Below are 20,953 nucleotides of genomic sequence, written 5' to 3'. Positions count from 1 at the left end.
CCACCACCGGACTGGAGGCACGGATGCAGTTGGGCAGACGCTGGAACGTGGGTGCCGAGGCACCCGGGCAACTCCCCGAGGCGATGGTCGTCGCCGTGCGGGGCGTCGAGGACGAGCTCGCGTCGGAGTCGGTCGACACGGCAGGGTGGGGCTGGACCCTGACCTTCCTCGAGGGCAAGCCGATGGTCGCGCTCGACGACGGCACCTCGATCCACCTCGACGACGCCGGGCGCGCCCAGGTCACGAACCCCGACGACGCCCCCGAGGAGGACTGAGGGCGCTCGCGCCGCCCGCGCGCCCGCGCGCCGCGCGCATCGCTTGGTGAGCAGAAATGGTCGGGTCCCGCTGGGGAACCCGACCATTGCTGCTCACGATGCGAGCACGCGCGCTACTTCGCGAGCCACCCCAGGAGCACCTCGTTCACCTCGGCGGTGTGCGTGGTGAGCAGGCCGTGCGGGGCGCCCTCGATCTCGACGTACTCCGCCGCGGGCAGGGCCTTGGTGAAGCGTCGGCCGGTGGCGTCGATCGGCAGGATGTTGTCCGCCGTGCCGTGCACGATGAGCGCCGGGACGGTGACCTTCGGGATGTCCTGACGGAAGTCGGTCGGCCACGTCAGCGGTGCTGCGGCGGACGCGATGGCACCCGACCCGGCAGCGACGTTCCACGCGTTCCGGACGGCCTCTTCCGAGATGCGGGAGCCGAGGTTGTCCGACAGGTTGAAGAAGTCCTGGTAGAAGTTCGTGAAGTACGCGTACCGGTCCTTCTTGACGTCGGCGGCGATGCCCTCGAAGAACGACATCGGGCCGGCGCCGTCGGGGTTGTCGTCGGTGATCGCCAGGAAGGGCTCGAGCGAGGCCAGGAACGCGACCTTCGCGATCCGGTCCTCGCCGTGACGGCCGATGTACCGGGCGATCTCGCCTGTGCCCATCGAGAAGCCGACGAGGATCACGTCGTGCAGGTCGAGGGTCGTCAGGACCGTGTGCAGGTCGTCGGCGAAGGTGTCGTAGTCGTACCCGGTCGACGGCTGCGAGGACTGCCCGAAGCCACGGCGGTCGTACGTGATGACGCGGTAGCCGGCGTCGAGCAGGGCCGGGACCTGGCCCTCCCACGAGTTGCCGTCGAGCGGGAAGCCGTGGATCAGCACGATCGGCTGGCCGGTTCCCTTGTCCTCGTAGTGGAGTTCGATGTCGACGCTGTTCTCGGTCCCGACGGTGATGGCACCCATGGTCGTTCCTTCCCTGAACCTCGCGGAGAACGGTCGTTCTCCGTCGATGTGGCTTACACTAGAGAACGGTCGTTCCCGGCGCAAGTCGAGAACGGTGGACACGCAGCGAACGGGGTACGCCATGGCAACCAGCACGCTCCCGACCGTCGACCCCGACGTCCGGGCACACATCGTCGACGTCGCCGACCAGCTCTTCTACGCGCGCGGCATCCAGTCCGTCGGCATGGACGAGATCCGCACCGGCGCCGGGGTGTCGCTCAAGAAGCTCTACGCCGCGTTCCCCGGCAAGGAGCAGCTGATCGCCGCGGTCCTCGCCGGACGCCACGACGTCTGGGAACACGGGGTCCACGGCGCGGTCGATGCCGCCACCACCCCGCGTGACAAGCTGCTCGCGGTCTACGACTTCCTCGAGTCGTGGTTCGGCGACGACACCTTCCGCGGCTGCGGGTTCATCAACGCGTTCGGCGAGCTCGGAGCCACCTCCCCCGCCGTCGCCGAGATCGCCCGTGCCCACAAGGACTCGTTCCAGCGCTTCGTGCAGGACCTCGCGGCCTCGGTCGTCCGCGACCCCGCCACCGCCGAGGAACTCGCCGCCCAGCTCGCCCTCCTCGCCGAGGGGGCACAGACCACGGCCGCCATCGCCGGGTCGACGACGCCGGCGCGGCACGCGCGGCGGGCAGCCGAGACCCTCATCGACGCGGCGACGCGCGCCTGAGACGCGACCGACTCTCGGACAGGAGGCGCGGGGCGGGTCCGCACCGCGCCTCCCGTCCGACAGCGTCACCGGTCCGTAGGGTGGAGCGATGGCAACCCCGTTCGATGGACCGAGCACCCTTCCCTACGCCCTCCCGCCGTTCCGCGAGGTACGGCTCGAGCACTACCGCCCCGCGTTCGACGCCGGCATGGCCGAGCAGCGCACCGAGGTCGAGGCGATCGCCGCCTCCCCCGACGAACCCACCTTCGAGAACACGCTCGTGGCGCTCGAGCGCACCGGGCAGCTGCTCGCCCGCGTGAGCCACGTGTTCTTCACGCTGTCGTCGGCGGACTCGACGCCGGAGCTGCACGACCTCGAGGCCGAGGTCTCCCCGCTGCTCGCTGCACACCGCGACGCGATCACGCTCGACGGACGTCTGTACGCACGGGTGGCGGCGGTCCGCGATTCGCTCGACGACCGGGCCGACCTCACCGACGAGGACCGTCGGCTGGTCGAGCGGACGCACACCGAGATGACCCTCGCGGGCGCCGGGCTCGACTACGCCGGCAAGGAACGGCTCACCGCGATCAACCAGGAGCTCTCGACGCTCACGACGACCTTCGAGCGGAACCTGCTCGAAGACACGAACGATCTCGCCGTGCACGTGTCGGATGCTTCGGAACTGTCCGGCCTCGACGACGGCGCGAAGTCCGCCGCCGCCGCAGCCGCTGCCGACCGGGGGCTCGACGGCTGGCTCATCACACTGCCGCTCTACACCGGGCATCCGTGGCTGTCGTCGCTGGCCGACCGCGGGCTGCGTCGGCGGATCATGGAGGCCTCGCTCTCCCGTGGCCGTCGGGGCAACGACCACGACAACCGCGACGTCCTCCTGCGCATCGTCCGACTCCGGGCCGAGCGCGCCGAACTCCTCGGCTTCCCGAACCACGCCGCGGTCGTCACGGCCGACGAGACCGCCGGGACGCCCGAAGCCGTCGACGGTCTGCTGTCGTCCCTTGTAGGCGCGGCCGCTCGCAACGCCGACGACGAACGGGACGTCCGCGCCCGGGTGCTCGGTCACGAGGTCGAGTCGTGGGACTGGGCGTACGCGACCGAGCTCCTGCGCGGTGAGCAGTTCGCGGCGGACAGCTCGGCGCTCCGCCCCTACTTCGAGGCCGACCGGGTGCTGCACGACGGTGTCTTCCACGCTACCGGCGAGCTCTACGGCCTGACCTTCACCGAGCGCCCCGACCTGCACGGGTACAACGACGAGGTGCGGGTGTTCGAGGTGCGCGGCGCCTCGGGTGAGGAGGTCGGGCTCTACCTGCTCGACCTCTACACGCGGGACGGCAAGCGCGGCGGCGCGTGGATGAACCCCGTCGTGGAGCAGTCCGCGCTGCTCGGCACGCTGCCCGTCGTCGTGAACAACCTCAACGTCGCGAAGCCGGCCGCCGGATCGCCGACGCTCCTCATCCAGGACGAGGTCGAGACGCTCTTCCACGAGTTCGGGCACGCGCTGCACGGCCTCATCGCCCGCACCACCTACCCCCGCTTCTCGGGCACGAACGTGGAGCGGGACTTCGTCGAGTTCCCGTCGCAGGTGAACGAGATGTGGGTGTCGTGGCCGTCCGTCCTGGCGAACTACGCCAAGCACCACGAGACCGGGGCGCCGCTGCCGCCGGAGCTCGTCCTGGGGCTCAGCGACTCCGCCGGCTTCAACGAGGGGTTCGCGACGACGGAGTACCTCGCCGCGGCGCTGCTCGACCAGGCGTGGCACCGGCTCTCCGCTGCCTCGGCGGCTTCCGTGACCTCGGTCGAGGACTTCGAGCGGGCGGCTCTGGAATCCGCGGGCATCGCGGTCGAGGCCGTCCCGCCGCGGTACTCGTCGACGTACTTCGCGCACACGTTCTCGGGCGGGTACGACGCCGGGTACTACGGGTACATCTGGTCCGAGGTCCTCGATGCCGACACGGTGGAGTGGTTCCGCTCGAACGGTGGGCTCTCGCGCGCAGCGGGTGAGCGGTTCGCCTCGAAGTTGCTTGGCGTCGGCGGGGCGAAGGACCCGCTCGAGGCGTACCGGGACTTCCGCGGGCGCGATGCCGAGGTGGGGCCGCTGTTGCGGCGCCGCGGGCTGGAGTAGGGGGGCGCGGCGCGCTGCGCGCCGCGCTGCGGCGCAAGCTGCCGGCGCACAACCAAAGTCCCCCCGAGCCGCGCGCATGCGCGGCTCGGGGTGACTTGCGTTGTGCGCAGCGCGCCGACGCGCAGCGTCGAACCACGAATCCGACGTTGAACCGCCACCGAAGGCCGGTTCGACGTCGGAAACGTGGTTCGAACGTGCGCCCGGCCCGCCGCCGCGCGAGACGCCAGCTGGCGCGGGGCGCGCAAGCGCGCGCAGCGCAGCAGGGCGCGCAAGCGCCCGCCGCGCGCCCTGCGCTAGGCGGACTTCTCGACGCGCTTCGCCCTCGGCCGCGGGACGATCGTCGGCGCAGCGTTCTCGAGCACCGACTCGCGGGTGATCACGACGCGTGCGACATCGTCGTCCGACGGCACGTCGAACATCACCGGCCCGAGCACCTCTTCGAGGATCGCCCGGAGCCCACGAGCACCCGTCTGCCGCAACACCGCGAGGTCCGCGATCGCCTCGAGCGCACCCCGATCGAACTCGAGCTCCACCCCGTCGATCTGGAACATCCGCTGGTACTGCTTCACGAGCGCGTTCTTCGGCTCGGTCAGGATCTGCATGAGCGCCGACTGGTCGAGCTGCGACACCGTGGTCACGACGGGCAGGCGCCCGATGAACTCCGGGATGAGCCCGAACTTGTGCAGGTCTTCCGGCAGGACGTCGGCGTAGAGGTCCTGCTGGTCGAGCGGGCTGTGCAGGGGTGCACCGAAGCCGATGCCCCGCTTGCCGACGCGCGACGAGACGATGTCCTCGAGCCCGGCGAACGCCCCCGCCACGATGAACAGCACGTTCGTCGTGTCGATCTGGATGAACTCCTGGTGCGGGTGCTTCCGACCGCCCTGCGGCGGGACGGAGGCGACCGTGCCCTCGAGGATCTTGAGCAGCGCCTGCTGCACGCCTTCACCCGAGACGTCGCGTGTGATCGACGGGTTCTCGGCCTTGCGGGCGATCTTGTCGACCTCGTCGATGTAGATGATGCCGGTCTCGGCACGCTTCACGTCGTAGTCGGCTGCCTGGATGAGCTTGAGCAGGATGTTCTCGACGTCTTCGCCGACGTACCCGGCCTCGGTCAGGGCAGTGGCGTCCGCGACGGCGAAGGGCACGTTGAGCCGCTTCGCGAGGGTCTGCGCGAGGTAGGTCTTGCCGCAGCCGGTCGGCCCGATGAGCAGGATGTTCGACTTCGCGATCTCGATGTCGTCGCGGTCTTCCGCTGCGGTGATCTGCCCCTGCGCGCGGATGCGCTTGTAGTGGTTGTAGACCGCCACTGCGAGGGAGCGCTTCGCCGGGTCCTGCCCGATGACGTACTCCTGCAGGAAGTCGAAGATCTCGCGCGGCTTGGGGAGCTCGAAGTCACCGCTGGCGGTGTCCTCGCCGGCTTCGGCCAGTCGCTCTTCGATGATCTCGTTGCACAACTCGACGCACTCGTCGCAGATGTACACCCCGGGACCGGCGATCAGCTGCTGGACCTGCTTCTGGCTCTTGCCGCAGAAGGAGCACTTGAGCAGGTCAGCGCTCTCTCCGATGCGTGCCATGTCGGTGCCCTCCTTGGTAGACCGATGCAGGTCGACGACCTGCCCGACTCGTACCGAGCCTAATCGCAACCGGTGACACCGACCGCGACGCCGAGCCGGTTTCGCCCGGCGCGTTCGCCCAGGGCGTTCGATCCTGCTACCGTGTCCACGACTTCTCTACAAGTTGTAGAAGCCGCAGTCGCGGGTCGGAGAACCCGCAGTCCCGGAAGGAACCCCATGTCCAAGCGCCTCGCCGTCGTCGGCACCGCGACCCTCGGCGTCACCGCTGCGATCGTCCTCGGCACCGCGGGTGTCGCCAGCGCCCACGTCTCGGCGACGGCCACCTCGACCGCGGCGAACTCGTACACGACGGCCACCTTCTCGGTCCCGCACGGCTGCGACGGCTCCCCCACGACGAAGATCGAGTTCCAGGTGCCGGAGTCCGTCATCGAGGTCACGCCGACCGTCAACCCGAACTGGACGATCACGAAGGCCACGGCGCCGTACACGAGCCCGTCGGCCTCCGCGGACGACGAGTCCGCCGAGGACGCGGGCGAACGCGTCACGAGCGTCACCTACACGGCGAAGACCCCGCTCCCCGCCGACGAGCGCGACACCTTCGCGCTGTCCTTCTCACTCCCGGACGGCAAGCCCGGCGACCTCGTCGAGTTCCCGGCCCTGCAGACCTGCGAGAAGGGCTCGGTCGAGTGGAACCAGGAACAGAAGGCCGGAGAAGCCGAGCCCGAGCACCCCGCGCCCTCGATCACGCTGACCGCGGCCGAGGCCACCGACGACGACGGTGACCCGGTCGCCGCCACCCCCACGGCCGCAGCGGCAGCGGAGTCCACGCCCGCCGACCCCGACCTCGTCGGACGCTTCCTCGGCCTCGGCGGCCTGGTGCTCGGCGCAGCCGCCCTGGTCGTCGCCGTTGCCGGCACCCGCCGTCGGAGCGCCTCCAAGTGACGGAGCGCGACACGTCGACGGGGCGCGTCGCGTCGACGAGGCGCGTCACGTCGACGGCGCGGTCACCGCGCCTCCGGCGGGCCTGGAGGCGCGGTGCCGGTGTCGCCGCCACCCTCGCCATCGCAGGCGGTGCGGTCCTCGGCCTGGCCGGCCCCGCCAGCGCGCACAACTACATGATCGCCTCGACCCCGAAGGTCGACGGCACGCTGACCGCGCTGCCGAAGGCCTTCGAGATCACGACGAACGACAAGCTGCTCGACATCGACGACACGAACTCGGGCTTCGCCTACCGGATCGTCGGCCCCGACGGGAAGTACTACGAGGACGGCTGCCTCGACGTGGACGGCCCCTCGATGACCACCAAGGCCGCACTCGGCGCCTCGGGGAAGTACACCGTCGAGTGGCAGATCGTCTCCGCCGACGGGCACACCGTGTCCGACGAGTACCGCTTCACGTGGGACGCCCCCGCCGGGTTCACCCCGTCGAAGGGCTCGTCCACCCCGCCCGTCTGCGCCACGGCCGGCAGTGCGGCGAGTGCCAGTGCCGACACCACGGGCACCGCCTCGGGCGACACCGAGTCCCCGACGTCCGACGCCCTCTGGATCGGTGCCGGCGGCGTCGTGCTCGTCGGGCTCGTCGTCGCGCTCCTCCTGCTCCTGCGACGTCGCCCCGCCCCCGCGGCCGACGACGATCCCACCGACGACTGACCGCACCGCACGACGAAGGCCCCGCACCGATCGGTGCGGGGCCTTCGTCGTGCGGGACGCCGGTACTACTTGACGAGCGCCGGCAGGTTCTTGCGGCTCGTGAGGACCTGGTCGATCAGGCCGTACTCGAGCGCCTCTTCGGCGGACATGATCTTGTCGCGCTCGATGTCGTTGTTGACCTGCTCCGGCGTGCGGTTCGAGTGCTTCGACAGGGTCTCCTCGAGCCAGGTGCGCATGCGGAGGATCTCCGCTGCCTGGATCTCGATGTCGGAGGCCTGACCGCCGCCCTGCTGGACCGCCGGCTGGTGGATGAGCACGCGGGCGTTCGGGAGCGCCAGACGCTTGCCGGGGGTACCGGCGGCGAGGAGCACCGACGCCGCCGAGGCAGCCTGACCGAGGCAGACCGTCTGGATCTGCGGACGGATGTACTGCATCGTGTCGTAGATCGCCGTCATCGCGGTGAACGAGCCACCGGGCGAGTTGATGTACATCACGATGTCGCGGTCCGGGTCCATCGACTCGAGCACGAGCAGCTGGGCCATGACGTCGTCGGCCGACGCGTCGTCGACCTGGACGCCGAGGAACACGATGCGGTCCTCGAACAGCTTCGCGTACGGGTCCTGCCGCTTGTAGCCGTAGGCCGTGCGCTCTTCGAAGCTCGGCAGGATGTACCGATCAGTGGGGGCCGGGACGTTCTGCGCGCCACCGAGCATGGGGAGATGCATTCTCGTTTCCTTTTCTTCGGTGGGTGGGGTCAGGACTGGGCGTCGGGCTCGGCCGCGTCGGTGGGGGTCTCGCCGTCGCCGACGGTGCCACCACCGCCGATGACCTCGGTCGACGATGCACGGAGGTGGTCGACGAAGCCGTACTCGAGGGCTTCCTGCGCCGTGAACCAGTTGTCGCGGTCGTTGTCCTTGAGGATCTGCTCGATCGACTTGCCGGTCTGCTCCGCCGTGAGCTCGGCCATCCGCTGCTTCATGTCGAGGATGACCTTCGCCTGCGTCTGGATGTCGGCGGCCGTACCACCGAACCCACCCGACGGCTGGTGCAGGAGCACACGCGCGTTCGGGGTGATGTAGCGCTTGCCCGGGGTGCCCGACGAGAGCAGGAACTGCCCCATCGAGGCGGCGAGGCCGATGCCCACCGTGACGATGTCGTTCGGCACGAACTGCATCGTGTCGTAGATCGCCATACCGGCGGTGATCGAGCCACCGGGCGAGTTGATGTAGAGGTAGATGTCCTTCTCAGGGTCCTCGGCGGCGAGCATCAGCAGCTTGGCTGCGATCTCGTTCGAGTTGTCGTCGCGGACCTCGGAGCCGAGCCACACGATCCGGTCTCTCAGAAGGCGGTCAAAAACACTGGGGTTCAGTGTCGCTTCGGCCATGGAAAAGCTCCCGTTCAGTTGTCGCTTGTTGTCGAACTTATCGGGTGCAACGCACCACTTCTCGTCTGTTCGCTGTCGGCAATGCGGTGGTGCCGAAATACGGGACGGGAGGCGCGGGGGCCCCGGGCCCCCCCCCCCCCCGCCCGCGGGGGGGGGGGGGGGGGCCGGCGGGGGCGGCGGGGCCCGCGGCCGCGGCGGCGCCCGCGACGCCGCGCGGGGCCCCCCCCCGGGGGGGGGGGGGGGGGGCCCCCCCCCCCCCCCCCGCCTCCCGTCCGTCGTGCTGGTGGCGTCGAGATCGTTACTCGGCGTCCTCCGCAGGCGTCTGCGCGACCCCCGCCGTGAAGGCGGAGAGGTCGACGTCGTCACCGTTGGTGTCCTTGACGGTCACCTTGGAGAGGACGGTCGCGACGGCCTTGGAGCGCGCGACCTCGCCGACCATGCCCGGGATCTGCCCGTTCTGGTCGATGACCTTGATGAACTCGCCCGGCTCCATGCCGTACTGCGCAGCGGCCTGGATGAGGTACTGGGTGAGCTCTTCCTGCGAGACCTGGATCTCCTCCTTCTCGGCGATCGAGTCGAGGAGGATCTGCGAGCGGAATGCCTTCTCGCTGGACTCGGAGACCTCCTTGCGGTGCTCGTCGTCCTCGAGGCGGTTCTCCTGCTCGAGGTGACGGTGCACCTCGTCCTCGATGAGCTGCTCCGAGATCGGGATGTTGACGTCCTCGATGAGCTTCTCGACGAGCTTGTCGCGAGCCGCGGCGCCCTGACCGAAGGTCTTGGACTTCGCGATCTGCTCCTTGAGGTCCGCCTTGAGCTCGTCGATCGTGTCGAACTGGCTGGCGATCTGCGCGAACTCGTCGTCGGCCTCGGGGAGCTCGCGCTCCTTGACGGCGGTGACGGTCACGGCGATCTGGGCGATCTCGCCTTCGCGGTCGCCACCGACGAGCTTCGACTCGAAGGTGGTGGACTCGCCGGCGGTGAGGGACTCGAGCGCCTCGTCGATGCCCTCGAGCAGGTCGCCGGAGCCGATCTCGTAGGAGACGCCGGTGGCCGAGTCGACCTCGTCGTCGCCGATGGTGGCGGTGAGGTCGATCTGGGCGAAGTCACCCGTCGTCGCCGGGCGGTCGACCGTGACGAGCGTGCCGAAGCGGGTGCGCAGGTTCTGCAGCTCCTCTTCGATCTCGTCGTCCGAGACCTCGACCGCGTCGACGGTGAGCTCGTACTTGTCGTACTCCGGCAGGTCGAACTCGGGACGGACGTCCACCTCGAAGGTGAGGACGAGGTCGCCCGTGAAGTCCTTGACGTTCGGGAGCTCGGCGACGTCGGCCTCGGCGCGACCGAGGATGCGCAGCTCCTGCTCCTCCACCGCCTGGCGGTAGAAGTTGTCGATGGCGTCGCCGACGGCGTGGTTGAGGACCTCGCCGCGGCCGACGCGCTGGTCGACGATCGCCGGCGGGACCTTGCCCTTGCGGAAGCCGGGGATGTTGATCTGCTCGGCGATGTGCTTGTACGCGTGGTCGATGCTCGGCTTGAGATCTTCCGGCGTCACGTTCACGGTGAGCTTGACGCGGGTGTCGCTCACCTTGTCGACGGTGCTGGTGGCCAAGGGATGTTCTCCTGTTGGTTGACGTTCGTGTGGTCCTGGTCGGGGCGACAGGATTTGAACCTGCGACCTCCCGCTCCCAAAGCGGGCGCTCTACCAAGCTGAGCTACGCCCCGTTTGACTGGGCCAGGGGTGTCCGCGCACGCCGGTGGGGCGCATGCGACGCCGATGAGTCTAGCGGTCCCCGGGCGCGCGGTTCCCGGCAGGTTCGGAGCCGTCGTCGGCGGCGCGTCGCAGGCCCGTCCGCCACCGCACGCCGACGACGACCTGCACGCCGAGCGCGGCCACCGCGAGCAGGATGCCGGCGACGATGCGCCACGCGTGCAGGAGCGCGTGCGCGGGCTGGGTCTGCGGGTCCCCGAACAGCTCCGGCCGCAACGAGAGGACGATCGCGGCGAGGACGACCAGCACGTAGGAGAGCACGCGCGAGCGCTTGATCCGCCGGGCGTCCCGGTCGCTCGGCGGGAGCACGACCCGGGACGACACGGTACGTGGTGACATGTCGGTGCTCGTTCGTCCGCTACGATGGTCGGGCTGCGCCTGGTGCGCAGGCGCGGGGATGTAGCTCAATGGTAGAGCCCCAGTCTTCCAAACTGGCCACGCGGGTTCGATTCCCGTCATCCCCTCCACTCCTCGCTCTCGGCCCTTCCGGGCCGTCGATCGGTGTGCGGCGAACCGAATGCAAGGAAGTGTTTGCAACGAACTGTTTGCAAACATCTCTTTGCGGTGTACGGTCGAGCCATGACCGACGAGACCCGCATCCTCGACGTCGCCGCCCTCAAGGCGCTGGCGCACCCGCTCCGGGCGCGCCTGCTCGACCTGCTCTCCCAGAACGGCCCCTCGACCGCGACGTCGCTCGGCGCGAAGCTGGGCGAGTCGAGCGGCTCGACGAGCTACCACCTCCGGCAGCTCGAGCGCCACGGGTTCGTCCACGAGCTCCCCGACCGCGGCAACGCCCGCGAGCGCTGGTGGGAACGCACCGCCGGCCGGATCAGCATCGGCAGCCCCGACGAGGGCCCGGCCTCCCCCGCGCAGCAGACGGCGACGCAGCTCGCGAGCCTCGCCGTGATGGACGCCGAGAACGACCTGGTGCGCGAGTGGACCACCCGTGACCCCGACACCGTCCCGGCCGACTGGCGTGGCGTCTCGGGGTCGTCGACCTACGTCGCGCTCACTCCCGACGAGTACGGCGCGATGTGGCGGGAGTTCGAGGCCGTCATCGAGCGGTACCGCGCCATCCGCGGGCAGGCCGCCGATCTGCCCGAGGGCGTCCGTCGTGTGTTCGCCCAGGTCCGCAGCGTCCCGATCATCGACGAGGAGCCGACACCGTGACCACCTACCAGCCCCGCACGCTCCCGGTCCCGCCGATCTCGCCGGTCGAGGTCCTGACCAACCGGCTCGGCACCGCGCTCGTCCGCTGGAGCCTCCGGCACGCCGAACGCCGTGCCCTCCGAGCCGTCACGGCCCGCGAACGCGCTCTCCGTCGCGCGCTCGGTGAGCAGGCCCCGGCGATCACGAGCACGACGACCGACCTGGTCGCGGCCGAGCTCCGTCGGCGCTGGTGACCCGGCCGGCACGACCACCGTCCGCGGACCTCAGGGACCTGCGAGCTCGAGGGTGATCGCCGGTTCGTCGCCCAGCTCGACACCCGCGCGACGACGTTCCGCCGCCCGGAGGGGCACGAGGTACCCGCCGTCCTTCGGGAAGAGCGAGGTCGTCCAGGTCACCGACCCGATCGTGACGCGGGCGGGGATCACGCCCCAGCCGTAGGTGAGCATCGGAGCGAGGTCGTGGATCACCTCGGCGGCGTCCGGCGGCACGACGGCGTAGAAGAACGGCGCCGGACCGCGCCACTCGATGACCTTGCCGGTGAACTGGAGCTCCACGTCGCGATCGTACGGCGCACCGCACGCGGACGGGCGGGTTCTGCCGCGTTCGTGACCGTTCCGGTTCACGATCCCCGGGTTCCGCGAACCAGGACGGTCAACGCGCACGCGCGAATCCTGCTCCAGCGACGGGAGGCGAGGGACGGGACGGACGCGCCCCGCGCCTCCTGGACCGTGCCGAGGAGACGCGGGGCGCGAGCCGCCGCACCGGACGCGACGTCAGTGGTACGTCGCGGCCTGCCCGTAGAGCACCTGCGTCATCGACGACACGTACGACGAGACGTCGCCGTCCGGCAGGTTGTACGTCATGAAGACGCCGTACCCGTCGGCCTTCGTGCGCTGTGCGAGCGACACCGCGGTGGACTGCGCCGTGTTCTGGATGTCGACCGCGGCGGCGGACAGCTTCGCCTTCCCGAGCCCCGGGATCGACGGCGCCGAGTAGGTGCCGTAGTACGGGTTCCAGGCGTAGTCGAGCTTCGAGCCGATGGTGCTGCTCGACGACGAGAGCGACGAGGACGCCGGGCCGATGTCGTAGAAGGAGATGAGCTTGCCGGGCATCTGGGCACGGAGCGCGGTGATGAGCCAGCCGATCGACTGCTGGTTCGGCTGCGGCGTGCCGTTCGTGCCGTAGTCGGAGTACTCGTCGTCGAGGTCGACCCCGTCGAGGCCGTACTTCGTGACCGTGGCGGTGACCTGGGACGCGAAGTCCGCGGCGGCTGCCTGGGTCGGGAAGTTGGCGATCCCGGCGCCCTGGTGGTTGCCGAGGATCGACAGCGAGACCTTGATTCCCTTGGCCTGCAGCGGCTTGATCTGCGTCGCCGCGGCGTCGAGCGTCGCCTGCACCTTGTCGTTGTTGTACAGGACGGCCTTCGACCCGTTCCAGTTGATGTTCGAGGCGAAGATGATCGCCACGTCGAACGCGTTCGCCCCGTTCGCCAGCTGGTAGCGGCCGACGTTCGCGAGCTGGTCGTTGTTGACCTCCACGTACGCGATGCTCGTGGGCCCGGACTTCGTCGCGCTGGTCGCAGACACGGTCGCTCGTGCCGGGTCAGCCGACGCTGCGGACGGCACGAGTGGTGCCGCCATCATCGCGGCGATGGCCGCCACGATGCCGAACTTCATCGTCTTCTTCATCACATTCCTCCTTGAATGGGTCGGTCGTTCAGTTGTGTGGGAAGCGGAAGGTCCGCACCTCGTAGGCGTCGACGGCGAACGAGGACGCGTCGACGGTCCCGGCCGAGGCCAGTGGCTCTTCGAGCAAGGTGACCTCCGCCCCCGCACCGAACGGGCCGTCGACCACGATCCCGCCGGTCCCCCGCTGCCCGGACGGCTCGTACACCCGCACGACCAGGTCGCCGGACCGGTCGTCGGCGAGCTTGACGCTCGACAGCACGACGTCCCCGGAGACCTGCACGAGCGGGTCGAACCCGTGCCCACCGGTGGTCACCCGCGCAGCGGCGTTCATGACCACGCCGGCCGCCGTCGCCCCGAGCTGGTCGGTGCCGATGACGATCCCGTACCGGTGCGTCTGCACGCCCTGGTCGGTCTCGGGGTCGGGGAACCGCGGTGCCCGCAGCAGCGAGAGCCGCACGGTGGTGGTCACGTGCCCGTCGACGGCGTCGCGCGTGATGTCGAACCCGTGGATCGAGTCGTTCACGAGGGCGACGCCGAAGCCCGGCTCGGACACGAGCACGTAGCGGTGCATCGAGGTCTCGAACTTCGCGGCCTCCCACGAGGTGTTCGTGTGCGTCACCCGCTTCTGCGCCCCGAACTGCGTCTCGGCGACGGTGTGCTCGGCGCGGACGTCGAGCGGGAACGCGACCTTGAGGAACTTCTCGGTCTCGTGCCAGTCGGTCGTCTGGTCGAACTCCAGCGTGCGGGAGTCCGGCGCGAGCACGAGCTCCTGCCGGACCGTCGAGTCGCCGAACGCCCGCTCGACGACGACGCGCGCGACGCCGTCCGCGTCGATCGAACCGTGCAGCCCGGTGACCGACACGAGGTCCTCGACCCGGTTCCGGTAGTACCGGTCGACGTCCCACGCGTCCCACATGTTCGGGAAGTCCTGGTGCAGCTGCAGCAGGTTCGCCGCCTGCCCCGGAGCGATCGCCTCACGCCCGGTCGCCCGGTCGACGGCGCTCGTCACGAGCCCCTGCGCGTCGACGACGACCCGGACGAGGTCGTTGGCGAGCACGTACCCGCCGTCCTCCTCGGTCAGTGCCACGGCGGTCGGCTCCGGCACGTCGGTAGTCAGGACCGCGCCCTGCGCGGGTGCGCCGGCCTGGAGGAACGGGGCCGGGTTCGCGACGACGGCCGCGTCCCCGGTACCGGCGAGCGCCGACAGCGCCTGGTCGATGATCGCGGTCAGGGCGCGGTCCGTCTCGGCGTACTTCGCGACCGCTTCGCGGTGCACCCACGCGATCGAGGTCCCCGGCAGGATGTCGTGGAACTGCTGGAGCAGGACCTGCTGCCAGAGCGCGTCGAGCTGGTCGTACGGGTACTCGAACTCGGTCCGGGATGCGGCGGTCGTGGCCCAGAGCTCGGCCTCGATGAGGAGCTGCTCGGAACGGCGGTTGCCCTGCTTCGTGCCGTGCTGGCTGGTCAGGGTCGCACGGTGCAGCTCGAGGTAGAGCTCCCCCACCCACACCGGCGGGTCGGTCAGCTCGGACTTCGCCCGGTCGAAGAACGTGTCCGGGTGCTCCCAGCGGACCTTCGCGCTTCCCTCGAGGTCGGCGAGGCGCTTCGCCGTGCCGGTCATCTCGCGGGTCGTGCCACCGCCGCCGTCGCCCCAGCCGACCGGCGCGATCGACCCCGAGGCGAGCCGGTTCTCGCGGAACTGCCGGGAGGCCTTCGCGACCTCGCTGCCGGACAGCCGCGAGTTGTAGGTGTCCATCGACGGGAAGTGCGAGAACACCCGCGACCCGTCGATGCCCTCCCAGAGGAAGGTGTGGTGCGGGAACTTGTTCACCTGGTTCCACGAGATCTTCTGCGTGAAGAACCACTCGAAGCCCGCGCGACGCATGAGCTGCGGCAGCGCCGGGGAGTACCCGAAGCTGTCCGGCAGCCAGACGCCCTTCGGACGGATCCCGAACTCGCGCTCGAAGAACCGCTGCCCCTGCGAGAACTGGCGGACGATGCTCTCGCCCGTCGGCATCACGGTGTCGGACTCGACCCACATGCCGCCGATCGGCAGGAAGCGTCCGGCCGCCACGGCGGCCTTGACCCGGGCGTAGACCTCGGGCCGGTGCTCCTTGATCCACGCGTACTGCTGCGCGCTCGACATGCCGTACAGGAAGTCGTCGGTCTGGTCGATGAGCTCGGTCATCGTCGAGGTGGTGCGGGCGACCTTGCGGATCGTCTCGCGGACCGGCCAGAGCCAGGCGGAGTCGATGTGCGCGTGCCCGACGGCGGAGATCGTGTGGGCCGAGGCCTCGGCGGGCGCGGCGAGGACGTCCGCGAGGGCCGCTCGGGCCTCGGGGGCGGTCGCGGCGATGTGCTGCAGGTCGAGCCGGTCGAGGGCGTCGTCGAGGGCCTGCAGGATCCGCATCCGCCGCGGCCCCTCCGGGAGCTCGGCCTGCAGTTCGAGCAGGACGTCGATGTCGAGCGCGAGTTCGTGCACCTCGGACTCGAAGACGGCGAGGTCCATCCGGCGACTCGTGTAGAGGCGCGTCGACGACGAGGTCTGGACGTCGCCTTCCTGCGTCGGGAGGAAGGGGTGGTAGTCGAGCAGGACGGGGTTCGACGCCGCCTCGACGAAGAGCACGACGGTCTCGCCGCCGACGGCCTCCTCCGCGACGAGCACCCACTGGTTCCGGGGGTTGATCGACTTCACGGGCGTGCCGTCCGCGCGGTAGACGAGTCCCTCGCACTGGAACCCGGGCATGTTCTTGTCGAAGCCGAGGTCGACGACGGCCTCCACACGGCGGCCGGCCCACTCGTCCGGCACGGTCCCGGTCAGCCGGAACCACGTCGTCCCCCACGCGGCACCCCACGTCGTGCCCACCTCGTACGGCGTGAACTCGAGCGCGAGCCCGGCCGCGGGCGCGATCGGCTCCCCCGGCAGCTCGTGCCACGCGGTCTCGAGCGGCGTCGCGGTGGCGTGCACCGCCGGGAGGATGCGTTCGTCGAGGACGCGTCGCGCCCGGCCGGTGGTGAGGGGGATGTCGTCGTGCATGGAGACCTTCCTGTCGTGCGGTGCTGCTGGACGTGCGGGGTGTGCGGGGCGTGTGGGGTGTGCGGCTCAGGCCATCGTGGCCGGGTGGGCCACCGACAGGAGCTCGGTGGCGGTGTCCTCGGGGACGTCGACGCACCGGCTGATGCCCCGGGCGGCGAGCAGCGCGTGGTCGTCGACCCGCGAACGCAGGACCACCTGGGGCCCGCGTCCGTCCGGGGCCGTCGAGGCGAGGTCGAGCCAGGCGGCGGCGAACCGGCCGCCCGGCGCGCAGTCGGCCCGGAGCCCGCCGCGTTCGGTGCCGTCCGCGAGCACGTCGTCCAGCACGAGGGCGGTGGCCGGCGGCGCGGACACGGCACCGGTCGTGTCGGCCCGGCCGCGGGTGCCGTGCTCGCGGGCGAGGGCGGCGAAGGCCTCCCCCGCCGGCTTCAGCCGACCGTCGTTCGTGAAGAGGCCGAGGTCGTACTCGAGCTCCGGGAAGTCCGCGAGCGACCGCGAGACGTCGTGCGAGCACCACCACGTGACGCCGAGCACGTGCTGCGCGTCGAGCACGTGCCGGATCGTCTGCTCGGTGAACGCGGCGGCGTCGGCGGGGTCGACCACGTTCGTCGGGGCGCCCACCTCCTGCAGCCAGTTCGGGCGCTCGGGGTCGCGGTTCCACGCGCTCGCGAGCTGCAGCAGGTACTCGCCGTGGCGGACCGAGCCGGCCCCGAGTGCGCCGTGCAGGGTCGCCGAGCCGTTGAACACCCACGAGTGCGTGACGGTCGCGTCGCCGTGGTCGGCCGCGTGTTCGGGGCCGAACGGCTGGGCGTCGTCGTACCAGGCCGCGTCGTACTGCGCGACGGTGACCAGGGGCCGTGGACGCGACCCGGTGCCGGGGCGGGCGGACGGTGCCGAGCCGAGCCGCGCCTCCAGGCCGACCGGACTCGACAGCCCGCCCCGCGCCGCCGCGACCATCGCTGCCGCCCACGCGTGCCCCTGCTCCGCCGTGATGTCGTGCGGCGTCGGGTGCGGCGCGTGCGCGAACTGGTTCACCTCGTTGCCGATGGTGATGCCGAGCAGGTTCGGTTTGTCGGCGACGGACGCGGCGAGCGCCTCGACGTAGGCCGCCGTCGACGCGACCACGTCCGGGTCGGTGAACATGTTCCGGCGGTGCCAGCTCTCGAGCCACGAGGGCACGAAGTCGAAGCTCGACAGGTGCCCCTGCAGCGCATCGACGTTGACGTCGAGCCCGAACGAGCCCGCGATGTCGACGACCGTCGCGACGTCCCGGAGCGCCGACCGCCGGATGAGCGTCCGGTTCGGCTGCACGACCGGCCAGAGCGGGAAGATCCGCACGTGGTCCGCGCCGAGCGACGCGATCTGCTCCATGTCCCGCGCCGTGTCCGACGGCGAGAAGTCGAGCCACGAGTGGAACCAGCCGACCGAGGGGGTGTGGTTGACGCCGAAGCGCATCAGCCCTTCACCCCGCCCTCTTCGACGCCCTTGAAGAAGAACCGCTGCAGGATCGCGAAGATCACCGCGATCGGGATGAACGCGATCATCGTGCCGGCCGCGATCATGCGCTGGTCGGTCGCGAACGTGCCCTGCAGGTACTGCAGCCCGACGGTCAGCGTCAGCTTGTCCGGCGACTGCAGCACGATGAGCGGCCAGAGGAAGTCGTCCCACGCGCCGATGAACGAGAAGATCGCGATGACGGCGATGGTCCCCTGCACGGCGGGCAGCGAGATGTACCGGAGCCGCTGCAGGGCGTTCGCGCCGTCCATCACGGCTGCCTGGTCGATCTCCTCGGGGATCTGCCGGAACGCGTTGAACATGAGCAGGACGTTGAGCGCCGCGATCATGCCGGGCAGGGCGACGCCGACGAGGGAGTCGGCGAGGCCGAGGTCCTTCACGGTGACGAACTGGGAGATGATCGTCGCCTCGCCCGGGAGCACCAGGGTGGCCAGGAAGAGCCCGAGCACGGCCTTGCGGAAGCGCCACTGCAGCCGGGCGAGCGCGAAGCCCGCGAGGGTCGCGAACACGATGTTGCCGAGCACGTCGATCGCGGCGACGACGAGGGAGTTGCCGATGTACCCGAACACGGGGATCGCCTCGCCCACCCGCAGGTAGTTGCCGAAGGTCGGCTGCGTCGGGATGAAGGACGGGTTCGCCGTGTAGATGTCCTCCCCCGTGCCCTTGAGCGAGGTCGACAGCTGCCAGAGGAACGGGCCGATCGTGATGAAGAGGACCACGACGAGCAGGACGTAGCGGAGCACCTTCTCGCGGGTGGACATGACGCCCCACGCGGCGCGGCGCCGCTTGCGTCCGTTCGGTCGGGAGGCGCGGCTCCCGTCGGTCGCGCCGGTCACGTCCGGCGCAGGTGCGGCCGCGCCGGCGGCGCCCCCGAGGACGGGTTCGGTGGTCGAGGTCGTGTTGGTCACTTGTCCGCCTTGCTGTTCATCCGGGCGAGGGCGAGCATCGGGATGAGCGTCACGACGAAGAGCAGGAGGCTCAGGGCGGACGCGTAGCCGAGGTTGCCGGTGAAGCCGCGGGCGTACTGCTGGATGAGCATGACGAGCGAGTTGTCCTGCCCGCCCGGTCCGCCGGTGCCGTTGGTGAGGATGTAGAGCTCGCTGAACACCCGGAGCGCGCTCACGCACACGAGGATGCCGACGAGGGTCATGGTCCCCCGGACACCGGGCATGGTGACGGACCAGAACCGGCGGACGGAGCCGGCGCCGTCGAGGGCCGCGGCTTCGTGCAGGTCCTTGCCGACGTTCCCGAGGGCCGCCAGGAAGATGATCATGTAGTACCCGAGGCCCTTCCAGACCGTCAGGCTGATCGCGCTGAAGACGAGCAGCCACCGGTCGGTGAGGAACGGGATGGAGCTCTGCACGATCCCGAGGGACTGCGCCATCTCGTTGATGACCCCGCGGTCGTCGAGGATCCAGTTCCAGATGAGCCCGACGACGACGGCACTGGCGATCACCGGCGTGTAGTACGCGGTCCGGAAGAACGCGATGCCGGGGAGCTTCCGCTCGACGAGCACCGCCATGAGCAGCGGGAGCACCGTCAGCAGCGGCAGGCACACCGCCATGTAGATGACGCTGTTGAGGAGCGCCTCCCACACCTGCGGGTCGGCGAGCAGCGTCTCGAAGTTCTTGAGGCCCACCCACTGGCTCACGCCCCCGAGCGGGCTGGCGTTCGTGAACGACAGCCGGACGGTGTTGATCGACGGCCAGAGACTGAACGCGAGCAACCAGACGAGCGCCGGCAGGACGAGCAGCCAGGGCGTGAACCAGCGGTTGGCGCGCATCAGCTGTTCGCCAGCAGGCTGTTCATCTTGGTCTGCGCGGTCTGCAGCGCCTTTTCGGGCGTCGTGCCGCCCTTCATGGCCAGCGCGATCTGCTGGTCGAGGAAGTCGGTCATCGCCGAGTTCGCCTCGACCGGGTTGAGGTTCTTCGCCGTCTTCAGGGCGTCGTTGGCGAGCACGCGGGCCTTGGCCTCGACGGTGCCGTCGTCCTTCGAGAAGTACGGGTCGGACTGCGACGAGGTGGTCGACGGGAAGATGTTGACCAGGTGCGCGAAGGCCTCCTGGTTCTTCGCGTTCGTCATGAAGGCGGCGAGCGCCTCGGCCGTGGCGATGTGCTTGCTCTTCGCGCTGACGCTGAGGCCCTGCACGTAGAGCGGCGGGTTGTCGAGGGCCGACGACACGACGATGTTGCCCTTGAGTGACGGGTTGTTCTTCTCGAAGTCGCTGATCGCGGTGGCGCCACCGGTGGTCCAGGCGACCTTGCCCTGCGTGAACAGGGTGGAGTTGCCGAGGTAGTCGGTGTTCAGGACGGACGAGGGCATCAGGCCCTCCTTGTAGGCCTTCGCGTACTTCGCGATGAGGTCGGCCGCCTTCGACGAGTTCGCGAAGGTGAACTTCGTGCCCTGGTCGTTGATGATCTTGACGCCGGCGAGCGAGAAGTCCGACAGGCCGGGCTTGCGGCTCATCAGGTAGTCGTCCGGGCACTTCTGGTGCATGGTCTCGGCCTGCGCGAACAGCTCGTCGGTGGTCTTCGGCGGGTTCGCCGGGTCGAGGCCGCACTGCTCGAACATCGTCTTGTTCCAGTAGTCGACGTCGGTGTTGAGGTACCACGGGTAGCCGAAGGTGCCGTCGACGCCCTTGTAGTTGTAGGCAGCGAGCGCACCCTTGACGTAGGTGCTCGAGAGCTTCGAGTCGTCCTTCGCGACGTCCTGCAGGAAGCCGCGCTTGGCGAGGGGCAGGGCGATGTCCGGCGGCAGGTTGATCACGTCGGGCAGGGAGTTCGACGAGGCCTGGCTGAGGACCTTGTCGGCGTAGCCGTCGCCGGGCTGGTCGACGAGCTTCACCTTCGCGTCCGGGTACTTCGCCTCGAAGTCCTTGATCACGCCGTTGAGGTAGTCCGTGTAGGTCGGGGTCAGCGCCCAGGTCTGCAGGGTGATGGATCCGTCGACCTTGCCGCTCCCGCCGCCGCTGCCGGCGCTGCTGCCGCTCGAGCAGGCGGTCAGCGCGAGGGCCGTGACGGCCGCTCCGGCGAGGATCGCGAGGGCGCGTCCCGTCGTCCTGCGTGTGGTGTTCTTCATCGCTCGTGACTCCTTCGTCGTGGTGCGCGTCGTGCTGAAC

The 20,953-nt window shown here is 69.9% G+C and carries 20 protein-coding genes and 2 tRNA genes; 8 read left to right on the top strand and 14 right to left on the bottom strand.

Going from position 1 to position 20,953, the window contains the following annotated elements:
- Window positions 1–23 precede the first annotated feature (23 nt).
- Window positions 24–275 carry a hypothetical protein gene (locus ACIPEP_RS14825; protein ID WP_070416567.1) on the top strand — a complete coding sequence of 84 codons (252 nt, stop codon included), beginning with the start codon at window positions 24–26 and terminating at the stop codon, window positions 273–275.
- Between the two features lie 113 nt (window positions 276–388).
- Here ACIPEP_RS14825 and ACIPEP_RS14820 read toward each other — a convergent pair whose 3' ends face one another.
- Entirely contained in the window at window positions 389–1,225 is an 837-nt protein-coding gene (locus ACIPEP_RS14820) for an alpha/beta fold hydrolase (protein ID WP_071295388.1), read from the bottom strand.
- Between the two features lie 121 nt (window positions 1,226–1,346).
- Between ACIPEP_RS14820 and ACIPEP_RS14815 the strand changes: the two genes are divergently transcribed.
- Together ACIPEP_RS14815 and ACIPEP_RS14810 are read left to right on the top strand one after the other, a co-directional pair.
- The gene (locus ACIPEP_RS14815; RefSeq protein ID WP_402717679.1) at window positions 1,347–1,940 is read left to right on the top strand and encodes a TetR/AcrR family transcriptional regulator; all 594 of its coding nucleotides are present in this window, start codon (window positions 1,347–1,349) and stop codon (window positions 1,938–1,940) included.
- A gap of 88 nt (window positions 1,941–2,028) precedes the next feature.
- A complete protein-coding gene (locus ACIPEP_RS14810) occupies window positions 2,029–4,056 on the top strand; it encodes a M3 family metallopeptidase (protein WP_402717678.1) in 2,028 nt (675 codons plus the stop codon).
- A 293-nt stretch (window positions 4,057–4,349) separates the two neighbouring features.
- On the opposite strand, the gene clpX is transcribed toward ACIPEP_RS14810, so the two are convergent.
- Entirely contained in the window at window positions 4,350–5,630 is a 1,281-nt protein-coding gene (clpX, locus tag ACIPEP_RS14805; protein ID WP_022907244.1) for an ATP-dependent Clp protease ATP-binding subunit ClpX, read from the bottom strand.
- A 216-nt stretch (window positions 5,631–5,846) separates the two neighbouring features.
- Here clpX and ACIPEP_RS14800 point away from each other — a divergent pair, with 216 nt between their 5' ends.
- Window positions 5,847–6,572 (top strand): YcnI family protein, encoded by a 726-nt coding sequence (locus ACIPEP_RS14800; protein WP_070416571.1) that lies wholly within the window; start codon window positions 5,847–5,849, stop codon window positions 6,570–6,572.
- Complete coding sequence (locus tag ACIPEP_RS14795) at window positions 6,569–7,279, top strand: copper resistance protein CopC (RefSeq protein WP_402717677.1); 711 nt, start codon at window positions 6,569–6,571, stop codon at window positions 7,277–7,279. The genes ACIPEP_RS14800 and ACIPEP_RS14795 overlap by 4 nt, the downstream gene beginning before the upstream one ends.
- Before the next feature lie 65 nt (window positions 7,280–7,344).
- Here the strand turns inward: ACIPEP_RS14795 and ACIPEP_RS14790 are convergent, their stop codons facing one another.
- From ACIPEP_RS14790 to ACIPEP_RS14770, 5 genes are all read right to left on the bottom strand, one after another.
- Window positions 7,345–8,004 (bottom strand): ATP-dependent Clp protease proteolytic subunit, encoded by a 660-nt coding sequence (locus tag ACIPEP_RS14790; RefSeq protein WP_070416572.1) that lies wholly within the window; start codon window positions 8,002–8,004, stop codon window positions 7,345–7,347.
- Between the two features lie 29 nt (window positions 8,005–8,033).
- The gene (locus tag ACIPEP_RS14785; RefSeq protein WP_070416573.1) at window positions 8,034–8,663 is read right to left on the bottom strand and encodes an ATP-dependent Clp protease proteolytic subunit; all 630 of its coding nucleotides are present in this window, start codon (window positions 8,661–8,663) and stop codon (window positions 8,034–8,036) included.
- A 298-nt stretch (window positions 8,664–8,961) separates the two neighbouring features.
- Complete coding sequence (gene tig, locus ACIPEP_RS14780) at window positions 8,962–10,269, bottom strand: trigger factor (RefSeq protein ID WP_070416574.1); 1,308 nt, start codon at window positions 10,267–10,269, stop codon at window positions 8,962–8,964.
- Window positions 10,270–10,305: 36 nt separating this feature from the next.
- Window positions 10,306–10,382: transfer RNA gene (locus ACIPEP_RS14775), tRNA-Pro, on the bottom strand.
- Window positions 10,383–10,440: 58 nt separating this feature from the next.
- Complete coding sequence (locus ACIPEP_RS14770) at window positions 10,441–10,767, bottom strand: hypothetical protein (RefSeq protein ID WP_402717676.1); 327 nt, start codon at window positions 10,765–10,767, stop codon at window positions 10,441–10,443.
- Between the two features lie 54 nt (window positions 10,768–10,821).
- Here ACIPEP_RS14770 and ACIPEP_RS14765 point away from each other — a divergent pair.
- From ACIPEP_RS14765 to ACIPEP_RS14755, 3 genes are all read left to right on the top strand, one after another.
- A tRNA-Gly gene (locus tag ACIPEP_RS14765) sits at window positions 10,822–10,895 on the top strand.
- A 112-nt stretch (window positions 10,896–11,007) separates the two neighbouring features.
- Complete coding sequence (locus ACIPEP_RS14760) at window positions 11,008–11,598, top strand: transcriptional regulator (RefSeq protein ID WP_071295888.1); 591 nt, start codon at window positions 11,008–11,010, stop codon at window positions 11,596–11,598.
- Window positions 11,595–11,831: a hypothetical protein gene (locus ACIPEP_RS14755; RefSeq protein ID WP_070416577.1), complete on the top strand. Its 237-nt coding sequence runs from the start codon at window positions 11,595–11,597 to the stop codon at window positions 11,829–11,831. Before ACIPEP_RS14760 ends, ACIPEP_RS14755 begins: the two co-directional genes overlap by 4 nt.
- A gap of 30 nt (window positions 11,832–11,861) precedes the next feature.
- On the opposite strand, the gene ACIPEP_RS14750 is transcribed toward ACIPEP_RS14755, so the two are convergent.
- The 7 genes from ACIPEP_RS14750 to ACIPEP_RS14720 form a co-directional block, all read right to left on the bottom strand.
- On the bottom strand, window positions 11,862–12,152 hold the full coding sequence (locus tag ACIPEP_RS14750) for a DUF1905 domain-containing protein (RefSeq protein WP_402717675.1): 291 nt from the start codon (window positions 12,150–12,152) through the stop codon (window positions 11,862–11,864).
- A 219-nt stretch (window positions 12,153–12,371) separates the two neighbouring features.
- Window positions 12,372–13,286: an endo-beta-N-acetylglucosaminidase H gene (locus ACIPEP_RS14745; protein WP_402717674.1), complete on the bottom strand. Its 915-nt coding sequence runs from the start codon at window positions 13,284–13,286 to the stop codon at window positions 12,372–12,374.
- 28 nt (window positions 13,287–13,314) lie between these two features.
- The gene (locus tag ACIPEP_RS14740) at window positions 13,315–16,323 is read right to left on the bottom strand and encodes an alpha-mannosidase (RefSeq protein ID WP_402717673.1); all 3,009 of its coding nucleotides are present in this window, start codon (window positions 16,321–16,323) and stop codon (window positions 13,315–13,317) included.
- Window positions 16,324–16,389: 66 nt separating this feature from the next.
- Complete coding sequence (locus tag ACIPEP_RS14735; RefSeq protein ID WP_402717672.1) at window positions 16,390–17,775, bottom strand: glycosyl hydrolase; 1,386 nt, start codon at window positions 17,773–17,775, stop codon at window positions 16,390–16,392.
- The gene (locus ACIPEP_RS14730; protein ID WP_402717671.1) at window positions 17,775–18,743 is read right to left on the bottom strand and encodes a carbohydrate ABC transporter permease; all 969 of its coding nucleotides are present in this window, start codon (window positions 18,741–18,743) and stop codon (window positions 17,775–17,777) included. The genes ACIPEP_RS14735 and ACIPEP_RS14730 overlap by 1 nt, the downstream gene beginning before the upstream one ends.
- Window positions 18,740–19,618 (bottom strand): carbohydrate ABC transporter permease, encoded by an 879-nt coding sequence (locus tag ACIPEP_RS14725; RefSeq protein WP_070416584.1) that lies wholly within the window; start codon window positions 19,616–19,618, stop codon window positions 18,740–18,742. The genes ACIPEP_RS14730 and ACIPEP_RS14725 overlap by 4 nt, the downstream gene beginning before the upstream one ends.
- Entirely contained in the window at window positions 19,618–20,913 is a 1,296-nt protein-coding gene (locus ACIPEP_RS14720; protein WP_402717670.1) for an ABC transporter substrate-binding protein, read from the bottom strand. The genes ACIPEP_RS14725 and ACIPEP_RS14720 overlap by 1 nt, the downstream gene beginning before the upstream one ends.
- Window positions 20,914–20,953: the final 40 nt, after the last annotated feature.

Source organism: Curtobacterium sp. NPDC087082, from assembly GCF_044745045.1.
Taxonomy (GTDB): Bacteria; Actinomycetota; Actinomycetes; order Actinomycetales; family Microbacteriaceae; genus Curtobacterium.
Note: the sequence above shows the minus strand (reverse complement) of the source record. Positions and strands in the feature narration are given on the sequence as shown.